General features: G+C 65.1%; 21 protein-coding genes and 1 pseudogene. 8 read left to right on the top strand and 14 right to left on the bottom strand.

Annotation, left to right across the window (positions count from 1 at the left end):
* Nucleotides 1–77 precede the first annotated feature (77 nt).
* Nucleotides 78–719 carry an OmpA family protein gene (locus BJA_RS11830; RefSeq protein WP_011085204.1) on the top strand — a complete coding sequence of 214 codons (642 nt, stop codon included), beginning with the start codon at nucleotides 78–80 and terminating at the stop codon, nucleotides 717–719.
* A gap of 171 nt (nucleotides 720–890) precedes the next feature.
* Here the strand turns inward: BJA_RS11830 and BJA_RS43015 are convergent, their stop codons facing one another.
* From BJA_RS43015 to BJA_RS11820, 4 genes and pseudogenes are all read right to left on the bottom strand, one after another.
* Nucleotides 891–1103, bottom strand: a complete 213-nt coding sequence (locus tag BJA_RS43015) for a hypothetical protein (protein WP_236842197.1) — start codon at nucleotides 1101–1103, stop codon at nucleotides 891–893.
* On the bottom strand, nucleotides 1103–1960 hold the full coding sequence (locus BJA_RS43010) for an ATP-binding protein (RefSeq protein ID WP_011085202.1): 858 nt from the start codon (nucleotides 1958–1960) through the stop codon (nucleotides 1103–1105). The genes BJA_RS43015 and BJA_RS43010 overlap by 1 nt, the downstream gene beginning before the upstream one ends.
* Nucleotides 1957–2752 (bottom strand): annotated as a pseudogene (locus tag BJA_RS43005) (PAS domain-containing protein). Before BJA_RS43005 ends, BJA_RS43010 begins: the two are co-directional and overlap by 4 nt.
* A 180-nt stretch (nucleotides 2753–2932) precedes the next feature.
* The gene (locus BJA_RS11820; protein ID WP_011085199.1) at nucleotides 2933–4363 is read right to left on the bottom strand and encodes a phospholipid carrier-dependent glycosyltransferase; all 1431 of its coding nucleotides are present in this window, start codon (nucleotides 4361–4363) and stop codon (nucleotides 2933–2935) included.
* Between the two features lie 51 nt (nucleotides 4364–4414).
* Between BJA_RS11820 and BJA_RS11815 the strand changes: the two genes are divergently transcribed.
* Nucleotides 4415–5116 (top strand): FecR family protein, encoded by a 702-nt coding sequence (locus BJA_RS11815; RefSeq protein WP_038967380.1) that lies wholly within the window; start codon nucleotides 4415–4417, stop codon nucleotides 5114–5116.
* Nucleotides 5117–5118: 2 nt separating this feature from the next.
* Complete coding sequence (locus BJA_RS11810; protein ID WP_038967379.1) at nucleotides 5119–6261, top strand: hypothetical protein; 1143 nt, start codon at nucleotides 5119–5121, stop codon at nucleotides 6259–6261.
* Nucleotides 6262–6400: 139 nt separating this feature from the next.
* Here the strand turns inward: BJA_RS11810 and BJA_RS11805 are convergent, their stop codons facing one another.
* The 3 genes from BJA_RS11805 to BJA_RS11795 form a co-directional block, all read right to left on the bottom strand.
* Nucleotides 6401–6889: a VOC family protein gene (locus tag BJA_RS11805; protein WP_011085196.1), complete on the bottom strand. Its 489-nt coding sequence runs from the start codon at nucleotides 6887–6889 to the stop codon at nucleotides 6401–6403.
* A 44-nt stretch (nucleotides 6890–6933) separates the two neighbouring features.
* Nucleotides 6934–7362 (bottom strand): VOC family protein, encoded by a 429-nt coding sequence (locus BJA_RS11800; RefSeq protein ID WP_028175078.1) that lies wholly within the window; start codon nucleotides 7360–7362, stop codon nucleotides 6934–6936.
* A gap of 131 nt (nucleotides 7363–7493) precedes the next feature.
* On the bottom strand, nucleotides 7494–8006 hold the full coding sequence (locus BJA_RS11795; protein WP_011085194.1) for a cupin domain-containing protein: 513 nt from the start codon (nucleotides 8004–8006) through the stop codon (nucleotides 7494–7496).
* 126 nt (nucleotides 8007–8132) lie between these two features.
* Here BJA_RS11795 and BJA_RS11790 point away from each other — a divergent pair, with 126 nt between their 5' ends.
* Nucleotides 8133–8351 carry a CsbD family protein gene (locus BJA_RS11790; protein ID WP_011085193.1) on the top strand — a complete coding sequence of 73 codons (219 nt, stop codon included), beginning with the start codon at nucleotides 8133–8135 and terminating at the stop codon, nucleotides 8349–8351.
* A gap of 150 nt (nucleotides 8352–8501) precedes the next feature.
* On the opposite strand, the gene BJA_RS11785 is transcribed toward BJA_RS11790, so the two are convergent.
* The gene (locus BJA_RS11785) at nucleotides 8502–8966 is read right to left on the bottom strand and encodes an FKBP-type peptidyl-prolyl cis-trans isomerase (protein ID WP_011085192.1); all 465 of its coding nucleotides are present in this window, start codon (nucleotides 8964–8966) and stop codon (nucleotides 8502–8504) included.
* 84 nt (nucleotides 8967–9050) lie between these two features.
* A complete protein-coding gene (gene ggt, locus BJA_RS11780; protein ID WP_038967378.1) occupies nucleotides 9051–10637 on the bottom strand; it encodes a gamma-glutamyltransferase in 1587 nt (528 codons plus the stop codon).
* A gap of 198 nt (nucleotides 10638–10835) precedes the next feature.
* Here ggt and BJA_RS11775 point away from each other — a divergent pair, with 198 nt between their 5' ends.
* A complete protein-coding gene (locus tag BJA_RS11775) occupies nucleotides 10836–11603 on the top strand; it encodes a rhodanese-related sulfurtransferase (RefSeq protein WP_011085190.1) in 768 nt (255 codons plus the stop codon).
* Complete coding sequence (locus BJA_RS11770; RefSeq protein WP_011085189.1) at nucleotides 11593–11811, top strand: SlyX family protein; 219 nt, start codon at nucleotides 11593–11595, stop codon at nucleotides 11809–11811. The genes BJA_RS11775 and BJA_RS11770 overlap by 11 nt, the downstream gene beginning before the upstream one ends.
* Before the next feature lie 23 nt (nucleotides 11812–11834).
* Here BJA_RS11770 and BJA_RS11765 read toward each other — a convergent pair whose 3' ends face one another.
* Both BJA_RS11765 and BJA_RS11760 read right to left on the bottom strand, forming a co-directional pair.
* Complete coding sequence (locus BJA_RS11765; RefSeq protein WP_011085188.1) at nucleotides 11835–13739, bottom strand: sensor domain-containing diguanylate cyclase; 1905 nt, start codon at nucleotides 13737–13739, stop codon at nucleotides 11835–11837.
* Between the two features lie 172 nt (nucleotides 13740–13911).
* Entirely contained in the window at nucleotides 13912–14127 is a 216-nt protein-coding gene (locus BJA_RS11760) for a hypothetical protein (RefSeq protein ID WP_038967385.1), read from the bottom strand.
* A 106-nt stretch (nucleotides 14128–14233) separates the two neighbouring features.
* Here BJA_RS11760 and hemE point away from each other — a divergent pair, with 106 nt between their 5' ends.
* Complete coding sequence (hemE, locus tag BJA_RS11755; RefSeq protein ID WP_011085186.1) at nucleotides 14234–15268, top strand: uroporphyrinogen decarboxylase; 1035 nt, start codon at nucleotides 14234–14236, stop codon at nucleotides 15266–15268.
* Nucleotides 15269–15456: 188 nt separating this feature from the next.
* Here the strand turns inward: hemE and hemC are convergent, their stop codons facing one another.
* Genes hemC through BJA_RS11740 form a run of 3 tightly spaced genes read right to left on the bottom strand, consistent with a single transcriptional unit; the run spans nucleotide 15457 to nucleotide 18735 of the window.
* Entirely contained in the window at nucleotides 15457–16437 is a 981-nt protein-coding gene (gene hemC, locus BJA_RS11750; RefSeq protein ID WP_038967375.1) for a hydroxymethylbilane synthase, read from the bottom strand.
* Nucleotides 16438–16463: 26 nt separating this feature from the next.
* Nucleotides 16464–18089, bottom strand: a complete 1626-nt coding sequence (locus BJA_RS11745; protein ID WP_011085184.1) for a GMC family oxidoreductase — start codon at nucleotides 18087–18089, stop codon at nucleotides 16464–16466.
* Nucleotides 18090–18144: 55 nt separating this feature from the next.
* Nucleotides 18145–18735, bottom strand: a complete 591-nt coding sequence (locus tag BJA_RS11740; RefSeq protein WP_063921410.1) for a TetR/AcrR family transcriptional regulator — start codon at nucleotides 18733–18735, stop codon at nucleotides 18145–18147.
* Between the two features lie 354 nt (nucleotides 18736–19089).
* Here BJA_RS11740 and BJA_RS11735 point away from each other — a divergent pair, with 354 nt between their 5' ends.
* Nucleotides 19090–19455 (top strand): nuclear transport factor 2 family protein, encoded by a 366-nt coding sequence (locus tag BJA_RS11735; protein WP_011085182.1) that lies wholly within the window; start codon nucleotides 19090–19092, stop codon nucleotides 19453–19455.
* Nucleotides 19456–19665 lie beyond the last annotated feature (210 nt).

Raw genomic sequence — 19665 nt, 5'->3', positions numbered from 1 at the left:
ATCACATCGGGGGCTTTGAACCTGCCCTATGCTCGCAGCATCAAATCGTCATCAGGCGTAACAGCGAGGATACCACAATGACCCGTTTTGATAAGTTTTTTGCACTGAAGGCGATTACGCTCACGGCCGCGCTGTCAATGACGGCGGGCCTGGCACTGGCCGGCGACAACAACATCTCTTCCGACAAGATCCTGGATGCGTTGAAGCCGAAGCCGGTGACCCGCGGTCTGTCCGCCGGTCCGCAGGCCGATCCGGCGGTGCAGGCCAAGGAAGCGACGTTCCTGAACACCGTGCGCAACCGCTCGACCCGGTCGCTCTCGACCGGCGAACGCGAGCAGATCGCCGAGTTGGCTGCGACCAAGCCGAAGATCGATCTGGAGATCCAGTTCGACTACAACTCGGCCGACATCGCCAAGACGTCGGTGCCGTCGGTGCAGGCGCTCGGCAAGGCGCTCTCCGACCCGGCGCTGAAGGGCTCGACCTTCGTGGTCGCCGGACACACCGACGCGATCGGCGGCGAAGAGTACAACCAAGGGCTCTCCGAACGTCGGGCCGACACCATCAAGAAGTACCTGGTGCAGAACTACGGCCTCAACGGCACCGATCTCGTCACCGTCGGCTACGGCAAGACCAAGCTGAAGGATACCGCCAACGGCGCCGACCCGATCAACCGCCGCGTTCAGGTCGTCAACATGGACACCAAGACCGCGTCGAAATGATCTAGAGCATGATCCGGACCCGGAGGGCCGCGCTAGCGCAAAGTGCGCAGCGGCTTTCCGAAAAGACCATGCTCAGACAATGAACTACAGCGCGATGACGATTCATTTCAATCTCATCGCGCTGTAGTGCCGACCCACCGCCCGCCGCCCGCGCGGCAGGCGGACCCCGGCTCAGACCGGCACCGCTGCGGCGAGTGCCTCCCGCACCAAGCGCGCAAGCTCCGCCTTGCGGTAAGGCTTTTCAAGGATCGGGGCGCCCTGCCGGACGTGACCGTTCGCCGCCAGTGTTTCGAGGGCGTAACCCGACGTCAGCAGCACGCGCATCTCGGGCCTTGCCTTGCGCGCGAGCCCTGCAAGCTCCCAGCCGTTCACGCCTCCGGGCATCACGACATCGGTGAACAGCAGGTCGATGTGCGGCGCTGCGGCGAGCGTCTGGAGCGCCTCCTTCCGTCGACCGCGGAGATCACCCTGTAGCCCAGGCTCTCCAGGCTCATCACCGCATAGGAGCGGACGAACGGATCGTCCTCGACCACCAGCACGGTTTCGGAGCCGCTCTGCACCACGTCCTTCTCGACCGCCAGCGGCGCGCTCTGCGTCTTCGCCAGCACGGCCGGAAGATAGATCCGCACGGTCGTCCCCAGGCCCGGTTCGCTGTAGATCGTGACATGGCCGTTGGATTGCTTGACGAAGCCGTAGACCATGCTGAGCCCGAGCCCACTGCCCTTGCCGACCTCCTTGGTGGTGAAGAAGGGCTCGAACGCCCGCTCCAGCACCCGCCTCGGCATGCCGGAACCGGTGTCGGTCACGGCGATCACGATATACTCGCCCGGCCCGACGTCGGGATGCGTGTTGTGATCGCCCACATCGAGCGATGCGTTCGCCGTCGAGATGGTCAGGCGCCCGCCTGATACCATCGCGTCCTGAGCGTTGAGCGCGAGGTTGAGGATCGCCGATTCGAGCTGCACCGGATCGGCGAAGGCCTGCCGCAGCGCGGGATCGAAATTCGTGGAGATCTCGATATCCTCGCGAAGGGTCCGTCGCAGCAGCTTGTGCATGGACTCGACGAGCTTGCTGCATTCGGTCTCCACCGGCCGCAGCAGCTGCTTGCGGCTGAAGGCGAGCAGGCGCTGCGTCAGCTCCGCGCCGCGCTCGCCGGCGCTACAGATGTCGTCGGCAAGCCGCTTCAAATCCCCTCGCGCCACCAACTGCTCGGCCAGATGTTCGGCGTTGCCGACGATCACGGTGAGGAGATTGTTGAAATCGTGAGCGATGCCGCCGGAGAGCTGCCCGACCCCGCCTCCATCTTCTGCGCCTGCATCAGCTGGGCCTCGGTACGCTTGCGATCAGTCAGGTCATGGATCATGCCGACGAAGATGGACGAGCCGTCCTGCTTGGCCTCGCCGACCGAAAGATCCATCGGGAAGGTCGAGCCGTCCTTGCGCCGGCCCACCACCTCGCGGCCGATGCCGATGATCTTCTTCTCGCCGGTGGCGACGAAATTGCGAATATAACCATCATGAGCGGTAGGGCTCCGGCATCAACATCCGAACGTTCTCTCCGAGGACCTCGTCGGCGTGATATTTGAAGAGGCTCTCGCAGGCCGGATTGAACTTCAGGATGATGCCGTCGGAATCGATCAGGATTACGCCATCGACGGCGGTATCGACGACCGCGCGCAGCCGTGCCGCGCTCTCGCGCAGCTCCCGCTCCACCCGCTCGCGCCCGGTGAGGTCGTGAATGATGCCGACGAAGATCGACTCTTCCCCGGCCCGCTTGGTCTCACCGACCGAGAGATGCATCAGGAAGGTCGAGCCGTCCTTGCGCTGACCCACCACCTCGCGGCCGATACCGATGATCTTGCGGTCGCCGGTCGTGTGATAATTGTGCAGGTATCCGTCATGAGCGTCGCGGTAGGACGGCGGCATCAAGACCTTGACGTTCCGGCCTATCACCTCGTCCGCGGAATAGCCGAACAGGCCTTCGCAGGCCGGATTGAACATCAGGATGGTTCCGCGGGCGTCGATCAGGATCACGCCGTCGACCGCGGTATCGACGACGGCGCGCAGCCAGTCGGCGTTGGATTGATCCGGTCTGGCGATGCGCTCCGCCGTTCCCACCTGCCGCCTCTCCGATTCCGAAGATCGCGGCCAGTCCACACGCGCTGATTGATTCAGGCAAGAGAATTCTACCGGGCCTATGCACGCGAGCGGGCACTAGATCCAGCTCTGGAACAGCATCAGCCGGTTGAAGCCCTGCATCGACGTTCCGATGAAGGCTGCGGAGATCGGCAGCATGATCGCAAATCCGATCGCGGCGAGGCCGACATAGGCCCACAGCAGCCAGCGCGGCAGGCCGTTCCGGCGCAGCACATAGACCAGCGCAAGCGACGCCGCGGTCGCGGCCGGCAGATAATAGTAGATGAAACCCAGCGTGCGCGGCAGCAGCGCCCAGGCGAGCCACGGGCCGAAATAGAACGCCGCGATCAGGAACGCGTCCCAGCGGCGCGCGACGACGACGTCGCGCAGCACGATCGCGAGCGCGGCCAGCGCCGGCCACAGCACCAGCGGGTTGCCGAGGAAGACGATAGCCGACACGCTGTCCTCCGCCGTCTTGTCGAACAGGAACCACACCGGGCGGGCGAGCAGCGGCCAGGATGGCCACGAGCTCATGTAGGTGTGGCCGGCGATCGCAGTGGTGGTGTTGTCGGCAAAGATCCGGCGCTGCCCCTCGATCAGATCGGGCAGCGACAATCCATAGAGCGGAATGAAAGCGGCAAGATATGTCATCGCCGGCAGCACCGCGAAGCAGAGCGCGACATGCGGCGCCCTGAAGTCGGGCCAGAGGTCGGGCCGATACCAATCGTCCGGCCTTGCGTCGGCGAACAGCGTGCGCCAGCCCTGCATCAGGCGGATCACCGCGACGATGACGATGCAGATGCCGAGCGGAAACAGGCCGCTCCATTTGCAGGCCGCAGCACAGCCGAACAGGCCGCCCGCGAGCGCGAACAGCGCATGCGGCCGTTCCCTGCGAAAGCCATGCATGAAGGCGGCGGTCGCGAGCAGTCCGAAGCCGAGCGCGAAGATGTCGAGCATCGCGATGCGCGCCTGCACGTAGAGCATCTGGTTGAAGGCCGCGATCAGCGCCGCGGCGATCGCGGGCCCTTGCGCGGCAAACAGCGCGAGGCCGCACAGATAGATCGCGACGATCGCAAGCGCGCCAAACAAGGTCGCCGGATAGCGCCAGCCGAGCGCGTTATCGCCGAACGTCGCAATCGACGCGGCGATCAGCTCCTTGGCCAGCGGCGGATGCATCGGATTGAGCATCGGCTGCGACATCACCGGCGCAAGCATCTGCCGCGCCGCCGGGACGTAATGCACCTCGTCGAAAACGAACTTCTCCGGCGCGGTAAGACCGATCAGCAGCGCCAGATGCGCCATCAGGAAAATTGCGACAGCAATCACTGCGCTCCGCGACATCTTCGGAACCGCAGGCAATTCAAGCGGCTTTTGTGGGGATGTTTTGCGTGGCAAATCTGCTTCACCGCGGAGAAAACTATGGATGACGCTTTTCATTGAACGCATTCTGCCGCAACTGTCACTAAGCATAGCGCATGTCCCGCGCCGCTTGTGATAATTTCGCCACATCGCAAGCGCGCGCGATCCGGTACGATCAGGGACACATCGATCGGTTGCGAAATGAATTTGCGTTTCTGGCTTTTCCTCTCTCTGTTGTCGGCCGTAGTGTGCGCGGCGCCTTGCGCGCAGGCGCAGACGCGCGTCGGCGAAGCCGTCGTGATCCAGAACGAGGTGGTGCGCGTCGCCGCGACCACGACGCCGATCAGCGTCGGAGACAGCATGCTGCGCGACGAGACCGTGCGCACCGGCGCCGACAGCGCGGCGCGCTTCGTCATGGCCGACAGCACCAATCTGTCGCTCGGTCCCAGCGCCACGCTGAAGCTCGACCGCACCGTCTTCAACGACGAGCACAGCTATCGCGACGTCGCGATCCGCATGACGACAGGCGCATTCCGCTTCGTCACCGGACATTCCGAGAAGACCGCCTACAAGATCACGACGCCGCTCGCGACCATCGGCGTGCGCGGCACCACGCTCGACATCCTGTCCCAGCGCGGCCGGTCCGTCGTCGTGCTTCAGGACGGCGCGGCCAGCGTCTGCACGACGAGCTTCCAGTGCGTGCAGCTCACCCAGCCCGGCGATACCGCGGTCATCACTTCGACGGGCGGCAAGGTCAGCATCACCAAGACCAACACGCCGCCCTGGACCTTTGCCGCGACCTGCGCCGCGAATGCCGGGCTATGCTCGGTCAACCAATATGCCAACGCCTCGCCGACCATCACGCCCGCCGTCCATGACGACGGCATGCTGTGCGGACGGTGACGATGGCGAAACTCCACCTGAGGCGCTTCATTCTCGCCGGCGTGCTGACCGCAATGGCTGCGTTTGCGCTCGTCGCGTTCGATGCCCGTCCAGCGGCTGCGCAGGCGGCCTGCGAGTCCGAGTGCGGCGAACCGACGCCCACCCCGTCACCGACATATTCGCCCTCGCCGGCGCCGTCCCCGAGCCCGTATCCGTCACCGAGCCCGTATCCGTCGCCGAGTCCGTATCCCGCGCCGAGCCCGACGCCGACCGGCGCTGACTCCAGCGGCAACTCGATCGGCGGTCTCGCCAACCAGCGCTTCAACCAGATGATCACCAACCGGGTGCTCGGCACGGTGCTGCTCGGCGTCAACGAGCAGGTCAATTGCAGCGACTGCATCAGCGCGTTCGGCTCGGCCGGCTCGTTCTCGGCCGGCATCCACGGCCGCAAGGAGCTGACCAACAATCTGTCGCTGCTCGCCGGCATCGCCTACACGCAATACAGCGAGGGTGGCTACAACATCACCAGCGCACCGATCGGCGCCTTCGCGCTGCGCTATGATTTCACCGATTGGGGCTCGTCGCGCCCGTTCTTCGACATCGGCACGATCCTGACGCCGTGGGAGAAGGCGCGCTACACCCGCAGCTACAACACCAGCCTCGGCCCGGTGAGCGTCACGAGCTCCACCAACGCCTCCAACTACGCCGTCTACGGCCGCGCCGGCTGGATGAGCCGCATCTCGCCGCGCGACGAGGTCGCCGCCTCAATCGAGGTCTGGCAGCTCTGGCAGCGCGTGTCCGGTTATTCGGACAGCGCCGTGGCGTTCAATCCGTTCGACGCCACGATCGCGACCGGCACCGACCGCACCAGCCTGGTCAAGATCGGCGGCCAGTGGACGCATCTCTTCGGCAGCAACATCGAGGCCAACATCAACGGCGGCTGGGTGCAGTCGTTCGCCAGCCATAGCGGCATCGTCGCCACCGTGACCGGCGACGGCATGGTGGTGCCGACCATGGGCAACCAGGGCTGGTTCGAATATGGCGGCCGCCTCGGCTTCCGCGTGCAGAAGGGCTGGATCGTGGACTTGTTTGCGAACGGCACGCTGGGTCCGCAGCCGGTGGGGAACACCATCCACGGCGGCGTGGGGCTAAGGATTAATTATTAGCGGCGGCTTGGTACGCGCAGCCCCGGTCTCGTAGGGTGGGCAAAGCGCAAGCGTGCCCACCACTCCTCTCTCAACTGGGGACAGATGGTGGGCACGGCGCAATAGCGCCTTTGCCCACCCTACGGCACCTGTGCCGCCGTCACGCCGCCGACTTGCCCTCGAACGCCTGACGCAACACGGCGACGTCGAGCTTCACCATCTTCATCATAGCCTGCATCGCGCGCGCGGCCGCGGCCTTGTCGGGGCTCGTAAGGAATTCGAACATCACCTTCGGCACGACCTGCCAGGCCACGCCCCAGCGATCCCTGAGCCAGCCGCACTGCTCTTCCTTGCCGCCATGGGCGATGAAGGCGTTCCAGACGCTGTCGACCTGGGCCTGGTCGTCGCAATGGATCATCAGCGAGATCGCGTGGGTGTACTCCATCTTCATGCCGCCGTTGAGCGCGACCAGGGGCTGCCCGGCCACCGTGAACTCGACGACGAGCACGGAGCCTGTCTTGCCGGATGGGCCGTCCGAAACGTTGCGCTGGACGTGCGTGATCTCCGAATTCGGAACGAGCGAGACGTAGAACTTCGCGGCTTCCTCGGCATCGCCGTTGAACCACATGCAGGGCACGAGCTTGGACATGGAGAACGCTCCTCTTCAGGTTTTCAATGCTCTCAGATTTTCGATCAGGCGTTCGCCATCTCGGACTGCGCGGCGAATGCCGCGAGGTCCATCCAATTCACACCCCACATATGGCCATCCGGATCCTCGAAGCTGCGGCCGTACATGAAGCTGTACTCATCCTTCGGGCTGGGATCGGCCACCCCGCCCGCGACCTCGGCCTTGCCGACGATGGCGTCGACTTCGTCGCGGCTGTCGGCCGACAGGCAGAGCAGCACCTGGTTCGAGGTCTTCGCATCCGCGATCGGCTTGGGTGTGAACTGGCGGAATTTGTCGTGGGTCAGGAGCATCGCGAAAATGGTCTCGGAGAAGACCATGCAGCTCGCCGTATCGTCGCAGAACTGCGGGTTCCTAACCGCGCCGACCGCCTCGTAAAAGGCCGTGGCGCGCTTGAGGTCGGTCACCGGCAGGTTGACGAAGATCATCTTGGGCATCGGAAGCTCCTTGGGCGGGGTTCTGCCCAAGGACGGACAGGCAGACGGCCATCCGACACGGCTTCCGGATATTTTTTTCAGGCCCGTCTGCCGTAGTTCTGTCGCACAGAACCGGCAGGCCCGGGCCGGCCTTACTTCTTCTCGTTCGGGTCCCGGTGCACCGGATCGATCCACAGCACGGTCTCCGGCTTCTCGACCGGCTCGATATCGAGATTGATCGCCACCGCCTCGCCGTCGCTGCGCACCAGCACGCATTCCAGCACCTCGTCGGGGCTGGCGTTGATCTCCTGGTGCGGCACGTAGGGCGGAACGAAGATGAAATCGCCGGGGCCGGCCTCCGCGGTGAATTGCAGGCTCTCGCCCCAGCGCATCCGCGCCTTGCCCTTCACCACATAGATGACGCTTTCGAGATGGCCGTGGTGATGTGCACCGGTCTTGGCGTCGGGCTTGATGCTGACCGTGCCCGCCCACAATTTCTGCGCGCCGACGCGTGCAAAGTTGATGGCGGCCGCGCGGTCCATGCCGGCCGTCGACGGCACGTTGGTATCGAGCTGGTTGCCGGGAATGACGCGCACGCCGTCATGTTTCCAGCGATCGTCATGATCGTGTGCATGGTGGGAATGCGTGTGGTCATGGCCCGTCATGATCTTGCTTTCTGTTGGTTCCGTGCGCGGCAAACTAACCAAAGCCGCGGCATCAAGCCATACCAAAAAAGGAACGCTCGTAGTCGTCCCGTGTTGTCCCCGCGATAGAACTGGAAGGAGAGTTTCATGGGTAGCACGACCGACAAGATCAAAGGCAACGCCAACGAGGCGATCGGCAAGGCCAAGCAGGGCATCGGCGAGGCAACCGGTTCCGACCGCCTGAAGGGCGAAGGCGTGGTCCAGGAGGTAAAGGGCAAGGGCCAGCAGGCCATGGGCGATGCCAAGGACGCCGCGAAGGAAGCGATCGATCGCGCCGCGGCTGCGGCGAGGCGCGCGGCAGAGTGACGCGCGCAGAGCTGCAAACGAAAAGACCGGCCGCAAGGCCGGTCTTTTTGTTTTGTCCATTCGCACCGTCATTCCGGGGCGCGAAGCGAACCCGGAATCTCGAGATTCCGGGCCTGGTCCTGCGGACCATCCCGGAATGACGCTGCGCCGTCACTTCACCGCGAGCAATTCCACGTCGAACATCAGCGTCGCGTTCGGCGGGATCACGCCGCCGGCGCCGCGCGCGCCATAGCCGAGCTGCGGCGGGATGATCAGCGTGCGCTTGCCACCGACCTTCATCGAGGCGACGCCCTCGTCCCAGCCGGCGATCACGCGGCCCTTGCCGATCGGAAACTCGAACGGCTCCTTGCGATCGACCGAGGAGTCGAATTTCTTGCCCTTCTGGCCGTTTTCATAAAGCCAACCGGTATAGTGCATCACGCAGATCTGGCCGGGCTGCGGCGAGGCGCCGGTGCCGACGGCGGTGTCGATGATTTGCAAGCCTGAAGCTGTGGTCATGGTCTTTCCTGCGGTCTGGGCCGAGGCCGTGGTGGAAACGAAATCGGACACGCCGGCGATCACGGTGATCGCGAGTGCCGACATGATGGCGAGGAGCACGCGCTGGAAACGCTGCATAAGACACCTTCCGTTTGAGGCGGGAGGTGTCTAGCGCAACGAGGGTGCAGTTTCCAGCCGTAACGTTGCAGCTCTGGCCCTCGATCAATACCCGAGCGCGCAGCCGTCCTTGCGCGGATCGGAACCGCCGGTGAGCGTGCCCTTGTCCCAGTCGATCCAGATCGCCTGGGCGCCGCCAAGCGGGCCGACCACGCTGGTGGTCTTGTGGCCGAGCTTCTTCAGGCCCTCGACGATGTCGGCCGGCACGCTGTCCTCGAGCTGGTACTGGCCCTCGTAGTGCAGGCCGCGCGGCATGTCGATCGCCTCCTGCACGTCGCAGCCATAGTCGAGGATGTTGGTCAACAGATGGGTCTGGCCGGTCGGCTGGTACTGGCCGCCCATCACCGCAAACGGCATCGTGGAACGGCCGCCCTTGGTGAGCAGGCCCGGCATGATCGTGTGGAGCGGGCGCTTGCCGCCCTCGATGCAGTTCGGATGGCCCGGCTGGATGCGGAAGCCACCGGCGCGGTTCTGGAGCAGCACGCCGGTCTTGTTCGAGACGATCGCCGAGCCGAAGGAATGCGCGACCGAATTGATGAACGAGCAGACGTTGCGGTCCTTGTCCACCACCGTGATGTAGATGGTCGAGGGGTTCATCGGCGGCGCGACGTTCGGCAGGTCGAGCATGCCGTCCATGCGGATCTTGCTGATGTACTCGTCGGCAAAGCCCTTTTCGAGCATCTCTGCGACGTTGATCTTCATGTGGTCGGGCGAGGCGACATGCATCTCGCGGTTCATGTAGGCGATGCGCGCGGCTTCAGCCTCGAGATGGAAGCGCTCGACGCTGACGGGCGCATACTTGGTCAGGTCGAAGCGCGACAGGATGTTGAGCATCAAAAGCGCTGTGACGCCCGGGCCGTTCGGCGGGCACTGCCAGACGTCGTAGCCCTTGTACATGGTGCCGATCGGCGTCGTCACTTCGGTGGTATGCGCGGCGAAATCGTCGAGCGTGTGCAGGCCGCCGATGCCGCGCAGGGTCTCGACCATGTCTTCCGCGATCGCGCCCTTGTAGAAGGCGTCGCGGCCGTCCTTGGCGATCGCGCGCAGCGTCTTGCCGAGCTCGGCCTGGCGGATGATGTCGCCGGCCACCGGCGGCTTGCCGCCCGGCAACAGGTAACGCACGGTGTTGGTGCCGCCCTTCAGCTTCTCGAACTGGTTCTTCCAGTCGAACGCGATGCGGGGGGCGACGACGTAGCCTTCCTCGGCCGCCTTGATCGCGGGCTGGAGCAGGCGGTCGAAGCCGAACTTGCCGTGATCGCGCAGCACGGTCGCGAAGGCGTCGATCACGCCGGGGATCGAGACCGCGTGCGCCGAGGTCAGCGGCACGGACGTGATCTTGCGCTCGAGATACCAGTGGGCATTCGCCGCCTTCGGTGCCCGGCCGGAGCCGTTATAGGCGATGATCTTGCCTTCACCGCGCGGCTGGATCAGCGCGAAGCAGTCGCCGCCGATGCCGGTCGATTGCGGCTCGATCACGCCGAGCACGGCCGAGCCGGCCACAGCCGCGTCCACTGCCGTGCCGCCCTCGCGCAGCACCTCGATCGCGGCCAGCGAGGCCTGCGGATGCGAGGTCGCCACCATCGCGTTGGTGGCGTGAACCGTGGACCTGCCGGGGAAATGGAAGTTTCTCATGCGAATTCTTGCTCTCTTGGGCCGTGCACGCGCACGGCGCGCCCTCTCGGAAAAACCGGGCTTACATGACACATTCCGGCCCGCCGGGGCAATGCTGGCATGCCAGGGAAATGGCTGCCATCCGCTGGGCGTATAGACCTTTTGCAAGCTCCGGCCATGCGGGTTTTCTGGGCGCCGGCCGCCTGCTAAACGAGCCCCATGTCTGACGATAATTCGGTCACCAAGGTCGCCGCCTTCTACCAGTTCGCCGCCCTGCCCGATTACCGCGAGCTGCGCGAGCCGCTGCGCGCGTTCTGCGCTGGTCTGGCGCTGAAGGGCAGCGTGCTGCTGGCGCAGGAGGGCATCAACGGCACGATCGCCGGCGCGCCTGACGCCATCGACGCCTTCGCCCATGAGCTCGCACACGGGACCATGTTCGGCGGCCGGCTCGACAACCTCGAGCTGAAATTCTCGACCGCCGAGGCGATGCCGTTCGGCCGGCTCAAGGTGCGGCTGAAGAAGGAGATCGTCACGCTCGGGGACGCGGCTGCCGATCCGACCCGGCAGGTCGGCACCTATGTCGATGCCGCCGCCTGGAACGCGCTGATCGCGGCGCCGGACACGCTGGTGCTGGACACCCGCAACGCCTTCGAAGTGGCGATGGGCACGTTCGAGGGCGCGGTCGATCCCGGTATCAAGAGCTTTGGCCAGTTTAAGGACTTTGCCGCGGAACGGCTCGATCCGGCAAAACACCGCAGGATCGCGATGTTCTGCACCGGAGGCATCCGCTGCGAGAAGGCGAGCGCGCACCTGCTCGCGCGCGGCTTTGCCGAGGTCTATCACCTCAAGGGCGGCATCCTGAAATATCTGGAAGAAGTGCCGGAAGCGCAGAGCCGCTGGCGCGGCGAATGCTTCGTGTTCGACGAGCGCGTCGCGCTCGGCCACGGACTGCGGGAACGGGACAAGGACGCAACACGTGACCAATGAGATCAAGACGCTGAGCGAGCGCATCGACACGCTGGAGACACGCCTCGCCTACCAGGACGACACGATCGAGACGCTGAACCAGACCATCACCGCGCAGTGGAAGCAGATCGACGCGCTGACGCGGCAGATCGCGCAGCTCAGTGAGCGGCTGCAGGAGGCCGAGACGAATGCGCCGGGCCCCGCCAACGAGCGCCCGCCGCATTATTGAGCGATATTGCTGCCGGACGGCCTTTACTGACCGGACGCTTTGGGCAGCAGGTTCATGACCTCGCCCGACATCATCAGCCGGTCACGGCCCATATCCTTGGCGGCGTAGAGCGCGCGGTCGGCGGCCTCCACCAGCGAAGCGGACCCTGCGGTGCGCTCGAACGACGGCCGGCAGGTCGCGCCGCCAAGCGAGACGGTCACAGATGCCGAAATCGGGCTCGAGGCGTGGACGAGGCCTGCCTGGTGAATGGCCTCGCGGATCCGCTCGCCGATCCGGGCGCAGCCGGCCGCATCGGTATTGGGGAGCAGCATGGCGAATTCCTCGCCGCCGTAGCGCGCAGCCAGATCGCCGGCGCGGTGCATCTCGGCCGCGAGGATCTTTGCGACCACGCGCAGGCAGGCGTCGCCCGCGGGATGGCCATATTCGTCGTTGTAGGCCTTGAAATGATCGACGTCGATCATGAGCAGGGCGAGGCTGGAGCGGTCGCGATAGGCACGCGCCCATTCGTCGTTCAGACGGTCGTCGAAGCAGCGGCGGTTGGCAAGCCCGGTGAGGCTGTCCTCAGTCGCGAGCGTCTCGAGCCTGGTTTCCAGCGTCTTCTGCTCGGTGATGTCGCGCGAGATCGCGACCACGCCGTCGACGCTGCCGTTGTCCTTGCGTGTCACCCGCATGGTCGATTCGAGCCAGACTTCGCCCTTCTTCCGGTGCGAGTTGCGATAGGTGACGCGCACCTCGTCCTTCTCGCCGCGCTTCATGGCATCGACGAGGGCCTGGACCTGCGGCAGGTCGTCCGCTTGAACGCCCGCGAGCGCGGGCGTTCCGATCAGCTGGCTGGCCCGCCAGCCGACGACGCGGACCGACGAGGGAGAGACATAGCGCAGCCGCTCGTCGAGCCCGATACGGGTCACCATGTCGCTGGAGCCTTCTGCGAGCAGGCGGAAATGTGCTTCCTTCTCGACCAGGGCCGCCGCCATGCGCTGGCCCCGCTGCAACTGCCGCACCAGCACCGCGCCGATGATCGCGATCAACATGACCAGCGCGAGCACATACAGCATGCGGGAAATCGCGGCGGCGCGCCAGGGCGCCAGCAGTTGGTCCTTGTCGACGGTCGCGAGCAGGAAGAACGGATAGCGGCCAGAGCGCTTGAAGAAGCTGACGCGTTCGGCGCCGTCCAGCGGCGACTTGAAGTGATAGGCGCCGCTCGGCCGTTGCAGGCTCGGGTTGCGGAACAGCGGCTTGTCGGCGACGCTGCGTCCGACGAATTTCTCGTTGCTCGGGTAGCGCGCGACGATCAGGCCGTCGCCATGCGTCAGCGCCACGGAGCTGTTGCGGCCGATCTCGAACTGCTCGTAGAAATGCGACAGATATCCGGAGCTGATGGTCGCGAGCACCACGCCGCCAAAGCTGCCGTCCGGCTTGTTGAAGCGGCGCGACAGGGTGAGGACCCATTCGCCATCGAGCAGGCTCTTCACGGGACGGCCGAGATGGGCCTCTCGTTTCGGGGAGAGCTGGTGATGGCGGAAGAACGCGTCGTCGCTGAGCGTCGAGCCGATCGTGCCGGGCGAGGTCAGCCAGTTGCCATGGTCGTCGATGATGGCGAAGCCGTGCACGCGCTCCGTCGCCTTCTTGCGCACCTCCATGAGGTTTCTGAGCTTGGCGATCGTGGCAGGGTCGGTGCCGTCCATCTCCAGCCGGCTGACGACGCCGACGACGCCGGAATCGAGCAGATCGAGGCTGTCCTCGGCATGCTGCGTCAGCGAGCGCGCAACGTTCGCCATCTCGGTCTCGGCGCCCTTGAGCACCGCGTCGCGAGCGGCCCATTCACGCCAGGCGCTGACGCCGAGGATGGTCGCGCAGGTCAGCACGACAAACGCCGCCGCGCGTAGCGGCAGGCGGCTCCATCCGGCTCGTTGGGTAGCAGCGCTCATGCGGCAGAATTCTCCGATCGTTCGGAAACTCTGCCGCTTCTGTTATTGAACTCTGAAATGACTGCCGAAATACACCGTGATACCTGCGCTTTCCCGTAGTCCTACGGACGCAAGGATCAGCGCATCGCTAACAGGGTATTAGCGAACCTATCGGAATCCGGCGCCCCTCCCGCTAGCTGAAGATGGCCTTAACCTTGTCCCAGAGCGAGGGATTGCCCGCATCTGCATCGGCCTTCGAGGGTGTCGGCTGGGCGACACTCACGGGATCGGACGCCGGGAAGCTGTCCTTGAGCCCGGTATCGAGCTTGGCATGGCGATCGGCGACGAGTGCCTCATGCAGATCGTCGGCGTGCTTGTCGTGCGGCGCGGGATTGAATGACTCAACCATGATCTCCTCCATTGGTTGGTCAACGCGGCCCAATTGCGCTTGTTCCCCTGTTCCGCTGAAGGCCGCGGCGGTGTATCAGGAGCCGTAACCTTGCTCAGGATCCTTCGTGCCCCAGTCAGCGACAAAGCCCTTCATCGACGTGCTCTCCGGCCAGCGCCAAGCCATCCCGCCGATGTGGATGATGCGCCAGGCCGGCCGCTATTTGCCGGAATATCGCGAGGTGCGGGCGAAGGCCGGCGGCTTCCTCGATCTCTGCTTCAACCCGGAACTTGCGGCCGAGGTCACGCTGCAACCGATCCGGAGATTCGGCTTCGATGCGGCGATCATCTTCTCGGACATCCTGGTGATCCCCTACGCGCTCGGCCGCTCCGTGCGCTTCGAGGTCGGCGAAGGCCCGCGGCTCGAGCCGCTGGATGATCCTGCGAAGGTCGCCACGCTCGCCCCGCGCGCCGACTTCGGCAAGCTCGCGCCGGTGTTCGATGCGCTGAAGATCGTGCGCGGCGCACTCGATCCCAAGACCGCGCTGATCGGCTTCTGTGGCGCGCCGTGGACGGTGGCGACCTACATGGTCGCGGGCCACGGCACGCCCGACCAAGCCCCGGCGCGGATGATGGCGTACCGGCATCCGGACGCGTTTGCAAAAATCATCGACGTGCTGGTCGACAACTCGATCGAGTATCTGCTGGCGCAGCTCGCAGCCGGTGCCAATGCCTTGCAGATCTTCGACACCTGGGCCGGCGTGCTGCCGCCCGCCGAGTTCGCGCGCTGGTCGGTCGAGCCGACGCGGCGCATCGTCGAGGGCGTGCGCGCAAAAGTGCCGGACGCGAAGATCATCGGCTTTCCCCGCGGCGCCGGCGCGCAATTGCCTGGTTATGTCGAGGCGACCGGCGTCAACGGCGTCAGCATCGACTGGACCGCGGAGCCGGCCTTCATCCGCGAGCGCGTGCAATCACGCGTCGCCGTGCAGGGCAATCTCGATCCGCTGGTGCTGATCACGGGTGGGGCCGCGCTCGACCGCGCGGTCGACAACGTGCTGGCGAACTTTGCGCAAGGGCGCTTCATCTTCAATCTCGGTCACGGCATCCAGCCGGAAACGCCGATCGCCCATGTCGAGCAGATGCTGAAGCGCGTGCGGGGGTGACAAGTCCCGCCCCCGAAGGGGCGGAAACAAAAAACGCGAAAACAACCCCATGCACAGTAGATGCACAGTACAAATCATTGGAGAATTTCGGTCGGCATGGTTCTGAGCCCTGCCGCGGTCACGTTTGACTCGTCGGGCAAGACAGGCGCAGAATTACATGATCGCACCGATGAGCGTTTAGCAGCAGGCTAGCGCGGCCGACTGCGCTCGATGATCTCGGCAGCGCCCTTCCCCAGCAGTTCAAGTCCCACCGCACGGCCAAGCTCACGCGGCCGGTTGGCGGAGCCTGTGCGCGAGGCTTCGATGATGGTGTTGCCGGAGAGGTCGAGCACGGATGCGGTGAGCGACATCTGATCGCCTGCGATGGTCGAGAAGCCCGCCACCGGCGAATTGCAGTGACCGTTGAGCACCCACAGCACCTCGCGCTCAGCATCGGCACAGGCATGGGCGGCGGGATCGTCGATCGATGACAGGATTTTTCGCGTTTGCCAGTCCTGCGCGGCGCATTCGACGGCGACGATGCCCTGCCCCGCCGCCGGCAACATCTCCGCCGGCGTAAACTCGTAGGCAATGCGGCTCGCCAGACCAACGCGATCAAGGCCCGAGCGCGCCATGATCAGCGCATCGGCCGGCCCCACCGCGCCGCCATCCGGCAGGCGCTGCTTCTCGCCATTGTCGAGCTTTCGCACGCGCGTGTCAGCAGCCCCACGGAAGTGGATCACTTCTACATCGGGGAACAACCGCCGCGCATAGGCGGCCCGGCGGACGGCATTGGTGCCAATTTTAAAACCCTTGCCGCGCGACTGGCGCAGCGCCTCCAGCGTCACGCCGTCGCGCAGCACCAGCGCATCGCTTGGCGGATCGCGCGACAGCGTGGCGCCGATGACGAGGCCGGGCGTGTCCTCGTTGCCCGGCATGTCCTTCAGCGAATGCATCGCCGCCTGGAGCTCACCCGACAGGACGGCGGCGCGGATCTGCGCCACGAAGGCGCCGCCCTTGCCGCCATGCGGCAACAGTTTGCTGGTCTGGTCGAGATCGCCCGTGGTGTCGAACTTGACGATCTCGACGTCGAGACCGGGCACGGCGGCGGTCAGGCGGCGCGCGATCTCTTCCGTCTGTGCCAGCGCCATCGCGCTCTTGCGTGTGCCGATCTTCAGTCGCGTAGCCAAACTGTCTGCTCCTTCTCGCGCGGGTTTTACCGCGCATCCTCCAATATCATGTCGGAGGCCTTTTCGGCGATCATGATGATCGGCGCGTTGGTGTTCCCCGATACGAGGTCCGGCATGACCGAGCCGTCGACGACGCGAAGGCCTTCGAGCCCCCTCACCTTCAGCCGCTGGTCCACCACCGCGAGCGCGTCGTTGCCCATACGACAGGTCGAGGTCGGATGGTAGATGGTGCTGCCACGCTCGCGGCAATAATCGAGCAGCTCTCCATCCGTGGATACCTTCGCCCCGGGATCGTACTCGTTGATCACGAACGGCTTCAGCGCCGGCGCATTCAATATCTTGCGCAGGATCTTCAGGGCCTCGACGTTGGTGGTGCGATCGGTCTCGGTAGACATGTAGTTGATGCGGATTTCCGGCGGCACGGTCGGGTCGGCGCTCCGGATCCGCAAGGTCCCGCGGCTTTCGGGGCGGAGCTGGCAGACCGAGGCGGTGAAGCCGGAGAAATCGTGCAGCTTCTCGCCCATCTTGTCGGTCGAGAACGGCAGGAAGTGGACCTGGATGTCGGGCGAGGCGAGCCGCGGGCTGGTCTTGAAGAACGCGCCGGCCGTGCCGGCCGCGATCGTCAGCCAGCCCTTCCGGAACAGCGCATAGCGCGCGCCGGCGAGCGTGCGGCGGAGCGGATGATTGACGGTGTCGTTGAGCGTGATCTTCTGCGAGCAGCGCATCACGATGCGGACCTGCATGTGGTCCTGGAGATCGTGGCCGACGCCTTGCGCATCCAGCACCACGTCAATGCCGTGCTTGCGCAGCAGATCGCCGGGGCCGACGCCGGAGAGTTGCAGCAGCTGCGGCGAATTGTAGGCGCCGCTCGATAGCACGATCTCCTTGCGCGCGCGGGCACGGCGCACAGTTGCGCCCTGCCGATACTCGACGCCGACGGCGCGGCGGCCCTCGAACAGCACGCGCTGGCCGAGCGCCTCGGTCTCGATCCTGAGGTTGCCGCGCGTCTTCGCCGGGCCGAGATAGGCGACCGACGTCGAGGCGCGGCGGCCGTTGCGCGTCGTGGTCTGGAACAGGCCGACGCCTTCCTGCGTGGCGCCGTTGAAATCGGGATTGTAGGGCAGACCGGTCTCGACCGCGGCGTCGATGAAGGCCTTCGACAGCGGATCGGTCACGGTCATGTTGGAGACCGGCAGCGGGCCGTCGCTGCCGTGATACTGGTCGGCGCCGCGCGACTGGCTCTCGGCCTTCTTGAAATAGGGCAGCACGTCGTCATAGCCCCAGCCGGTGTTGCCGCGCTGGCGCCAGCGGTCATAGTCCTCGTGCTGGCCGCGAACATAGAGCAGGCCGTTGATCGAGCTCGAGCCGCCCAGCGTCTTACCGCGCGGCTGGAACACCTGGCGCCCCTTCAGCTCGGGCTCCGGCTCGGTCTGGTACATCCAGTTGACGCTCTTCTCCTTGAACAGTTTGCCGTAGCCGAGCGGCACGTGGATCCAGATGTTGGAATCTTTCGGGCCGGCCTCGAGCAGCAGCACGCTGTGCTTGCCGTCCGCAGACAGGCGGTTGGCGAGCACGCAGCCGGCGGAGCCGGCGCCGACGATGATGTAGTCGAATTCGGGATCGATTGGTGCGAGAGAGGAGTTTGCGGTCATGTCTTGCCAGTGTTCTTGTTGGTGTGGGCGTTTCCAGTTTCGTCACTTACCACGATCATGCGCGCAGACGCAGCGCCTCGACCAGCGACTTGAACGCACGGGCATATTCCGCGCCCGCCCTTGCGATATCCGCGCGCCCGGCGCAGGCGACCGCAGCCTCCGTGACCGCACCGAGCAGCAGCCGCGCCAGTGGCTCGACCGGCTGCCGCGCGATCAGGCCGGCCTCCATGGCGGCCGCGATCGCGCGCGGCAGCTTGCCGCCGAAATGCTTGGCGTCGATCTCGCGCCAACGCTCCCAGCCGAGCACGGCCGGGCCGTCGCGCAGGATGATCTGACCGGTCGGTCCCTTGGCGGTCGCTGCGAAGTAATGCTGGGTGCCGGCGACCATCGCAGCGAGCACGTCCTTCTCGACCCGCGCGGTGCTGTCGATCTCCGCAACGAGATCGCGCGAGACCAGGTCGAACACGGCTTCGAAAACCGCCTCCTTGGTCCTGAAGTGATGGTAGACCGCCCCCTTGGCGACGGAGGCCCCCTCCGCGATCTCGTCCATGGTGGTGGCGGCAAAACCTTGCGTCCCGAACAGGCGGCGCGCCGCCGTCAGGATCGCCTCCGATGTCGCCGCCCGCCGCTCCGCCTGTTTCGCCATGTCGTCTCGTCTATAGCGCGGTGAGTTGAGATCGAAGCGAGTTCGGCCACGAGCGACGCTCCCTCCGTTCCCTCCCCCCATGTGAGGGAGGGTCAGTTAGGGGGGTGCCACACGGGGATTCCATCGATCGCGCATCCGTTCGGTGCATCATCAACAACTGGCACTCTTTGCTGAGCTACCCCTCTCCCTAGCCCTCCCCCACAAGGGGGGAGGGAACGCATCTTCGTTGAGGCACTGGCTGGGCTTCATCTCATCAATCTCGTGTAATCGAATTCGCTTCACGCAGCCAGTTGACTTTTCGACTACCGGTCGGTATTTACCGACCAACAGTCGGTTTTAATCGAAAGGTGCGCCATGCCGAGCCGTGAGATCGTCGAAGCTTTTGCAAAGCGGCTGGAGGACGGGGACTTCGTCGGCGCGATCGAACAATTCTATGCGCCCGACGCCGCCACCTATGAAAACAACGCCGCGCCGACTGTCGGCCGGGAAGCACTGGCAGCGAAAGAGCGCGGTGTGCTGGCAGCGACCAAGGAGGTCAAGGCCGCGCGCATCGGGCCGAGCCTGATCGAGGGCGACACTGTCGCGACACGCTGGCGGTTCAGCTTCACCAGCGCTGAAGGGGTCGTCCGAACGTTGGATGAGATCGCGTGGCAGACCTGGCGGGGTGACGAGTTGATCGAAGAACGGTTCTATTACGACCCGAAGCAGCTGGGGCGGTGACGTTTCCGCTGATGGGCAGGCGTTAGGCAGGCGTCACTTTGCCCACCCGACTGCTGTCATCGCCCGCGAAAGCGGGCGATCCAGTATTCCAGAGAAAGTCGCGATGAATCGATAGGCCGCGGCGTACTGGATGCCCCGCCTGCGGCCTACGCTAAAGCTTCGGCGTCCCTGGACCTCAACCTCGGCGAAGCCTTGGCGTAGCCGGATCGC

Origin of the sequence: Bradyrhizobium diazoefficiens USDA 110 (genome assembly GCF_000011365.1) — a bacterium.
Taxonomy (GTDB): domain Bacteria; phylum Pseudomonadota; class Alphaproteobacteria; order Rhizobiales; family Xanthobacteraceae; genus Bradyrhizobium; species Bradyrhizobium diazoefficiens.
Note: the sequence above shows the minus strand (reverse complement) of the source record. Positions and strands in the feature narration are given on the sequence as shown.

Excerpts from the sequence above, each read along its gene's own strand:
- BJA_RS11830 (WP_011085204.1), top strand. The coding sequence starts at position 78 with ATGACCCGTTTTGATAAGTTTTTTGCACTGAAGGCGATTACGCTCACG.
- BJA_RS43015 (WP_236842197.1), bottom strand. The coding sequence starts at position 1,103 with ATGCCCGGAGGCGTGAACGGCTGGGAGCTTGCAGGGCTCGCGCGCAAG.
- BJA_RS11820 (WP_011085199.1), bottom strand. The coding sequence starts at position 4,363 with ATGTGGCGAAATTATCACAAGCGGCGCGGGACATGCGCTATGCTTAGT.
- BJA_RS11815 (WP_038967380.1), top strand. The coding sequence starts at position 4,415 with ATGAATTTGCGTTTCTGGCTTTTCCTCTCTCTGTTGTCGGCCGTAGTG.
- BJA_RS11810 (WP_038967379.1), top strand. The coding sequence starts at position 5,119 with ATGGCGAAACTCCACCTGAGGCGCTTCATTCTCGCCGGCGTGCTGACC.
- BJA_RS11805 (WP_011085196.1), bottom strand. The coding sequence starts at position 6,889 with ATGTCCAAGCTCGTGCCCTGCATGTGGTTCAACGGCGATGCCGAGGAA.
- BJA_RS11800 (WP_028175078.1), bottom strand. The coding sequence starts at position 7,362 with ATGCCCAAGATGATCTTCGTCAACCTGCCGGTGACCGACCTCAAGCGC.
- BJA_RS11795 (WP_011085194.1), bottom strand. The coding sequence starts at position 8,006 with ATGACGGGCCATGACCACACGCATTCCCACCATGCACACGATCATGAC.
- BJA_RS11790 (WP_011085193.1), top strand. The coding sequence starts at position 8,133 with ATGGGTAGCACGACCGACAAGATCAAAGGCAACGCCAACGAGGCGATC.
- BJA_RS11785 (WP_011085192.1), bottom strand. The coding sequence starts at position 8,966 with ATGCAGCGTTTCCAGCGCGTGCTCCTCGCCATCATGTCGGCACTCGCG.
- ggt (WP_038967378.1), bottom strand. The coding sequence starts at position 10,637 with ATGAGAAACTTCCATTTCCCCGGCAGGTCCACGGTTCACGCCACCAAC.
- BJA_RS11775 (WP_011085190.1), top strand. The coding sequence starts at position 10,836 with ATGTCTGACGATAATTCGGTCACCAAGGTCGCCGCCTTCTACCAGTTC.
- BJA_RS11765 (WP_011085188.1), bottom strand. The coding sequence starts at position 13,739 with ATGAGCGCTGCTACCCAACGAGCCGGATGGAGCCGCCTGCCGCTACGC.
- BJA_RS11760 (WP_038967385.1), bottom strand. The coding sequence starts at position 14,127 with ATGGTTGAGTCATTCAATCCCGCGCCGCACGACAAGCACGCCGACGAT.
- BJA_RS11745 (WP_011085184.1), bottom strand. The coding sequence starts at position 18,089 with ATGACCGCAAACTCCTCTCTCGCACCAATCGATCCCGAATTCGACTAC.
- BJA_RS11740 (WP_063921410.1), bottom strand. The coding sequence starts at position 18,735 with ATGGCGAAACAGGCGGAGCGGCGGGCGGCGACATCGGAGGCGATCCTG.
- BJA_RS11735 (WP_011085182.1), top strand. The coding sequence starts at position 19,090 with ATGCCGAGCCGTGAGATCGTCGAAGCTTTTGCAAAGCGGCTGGAGGAC.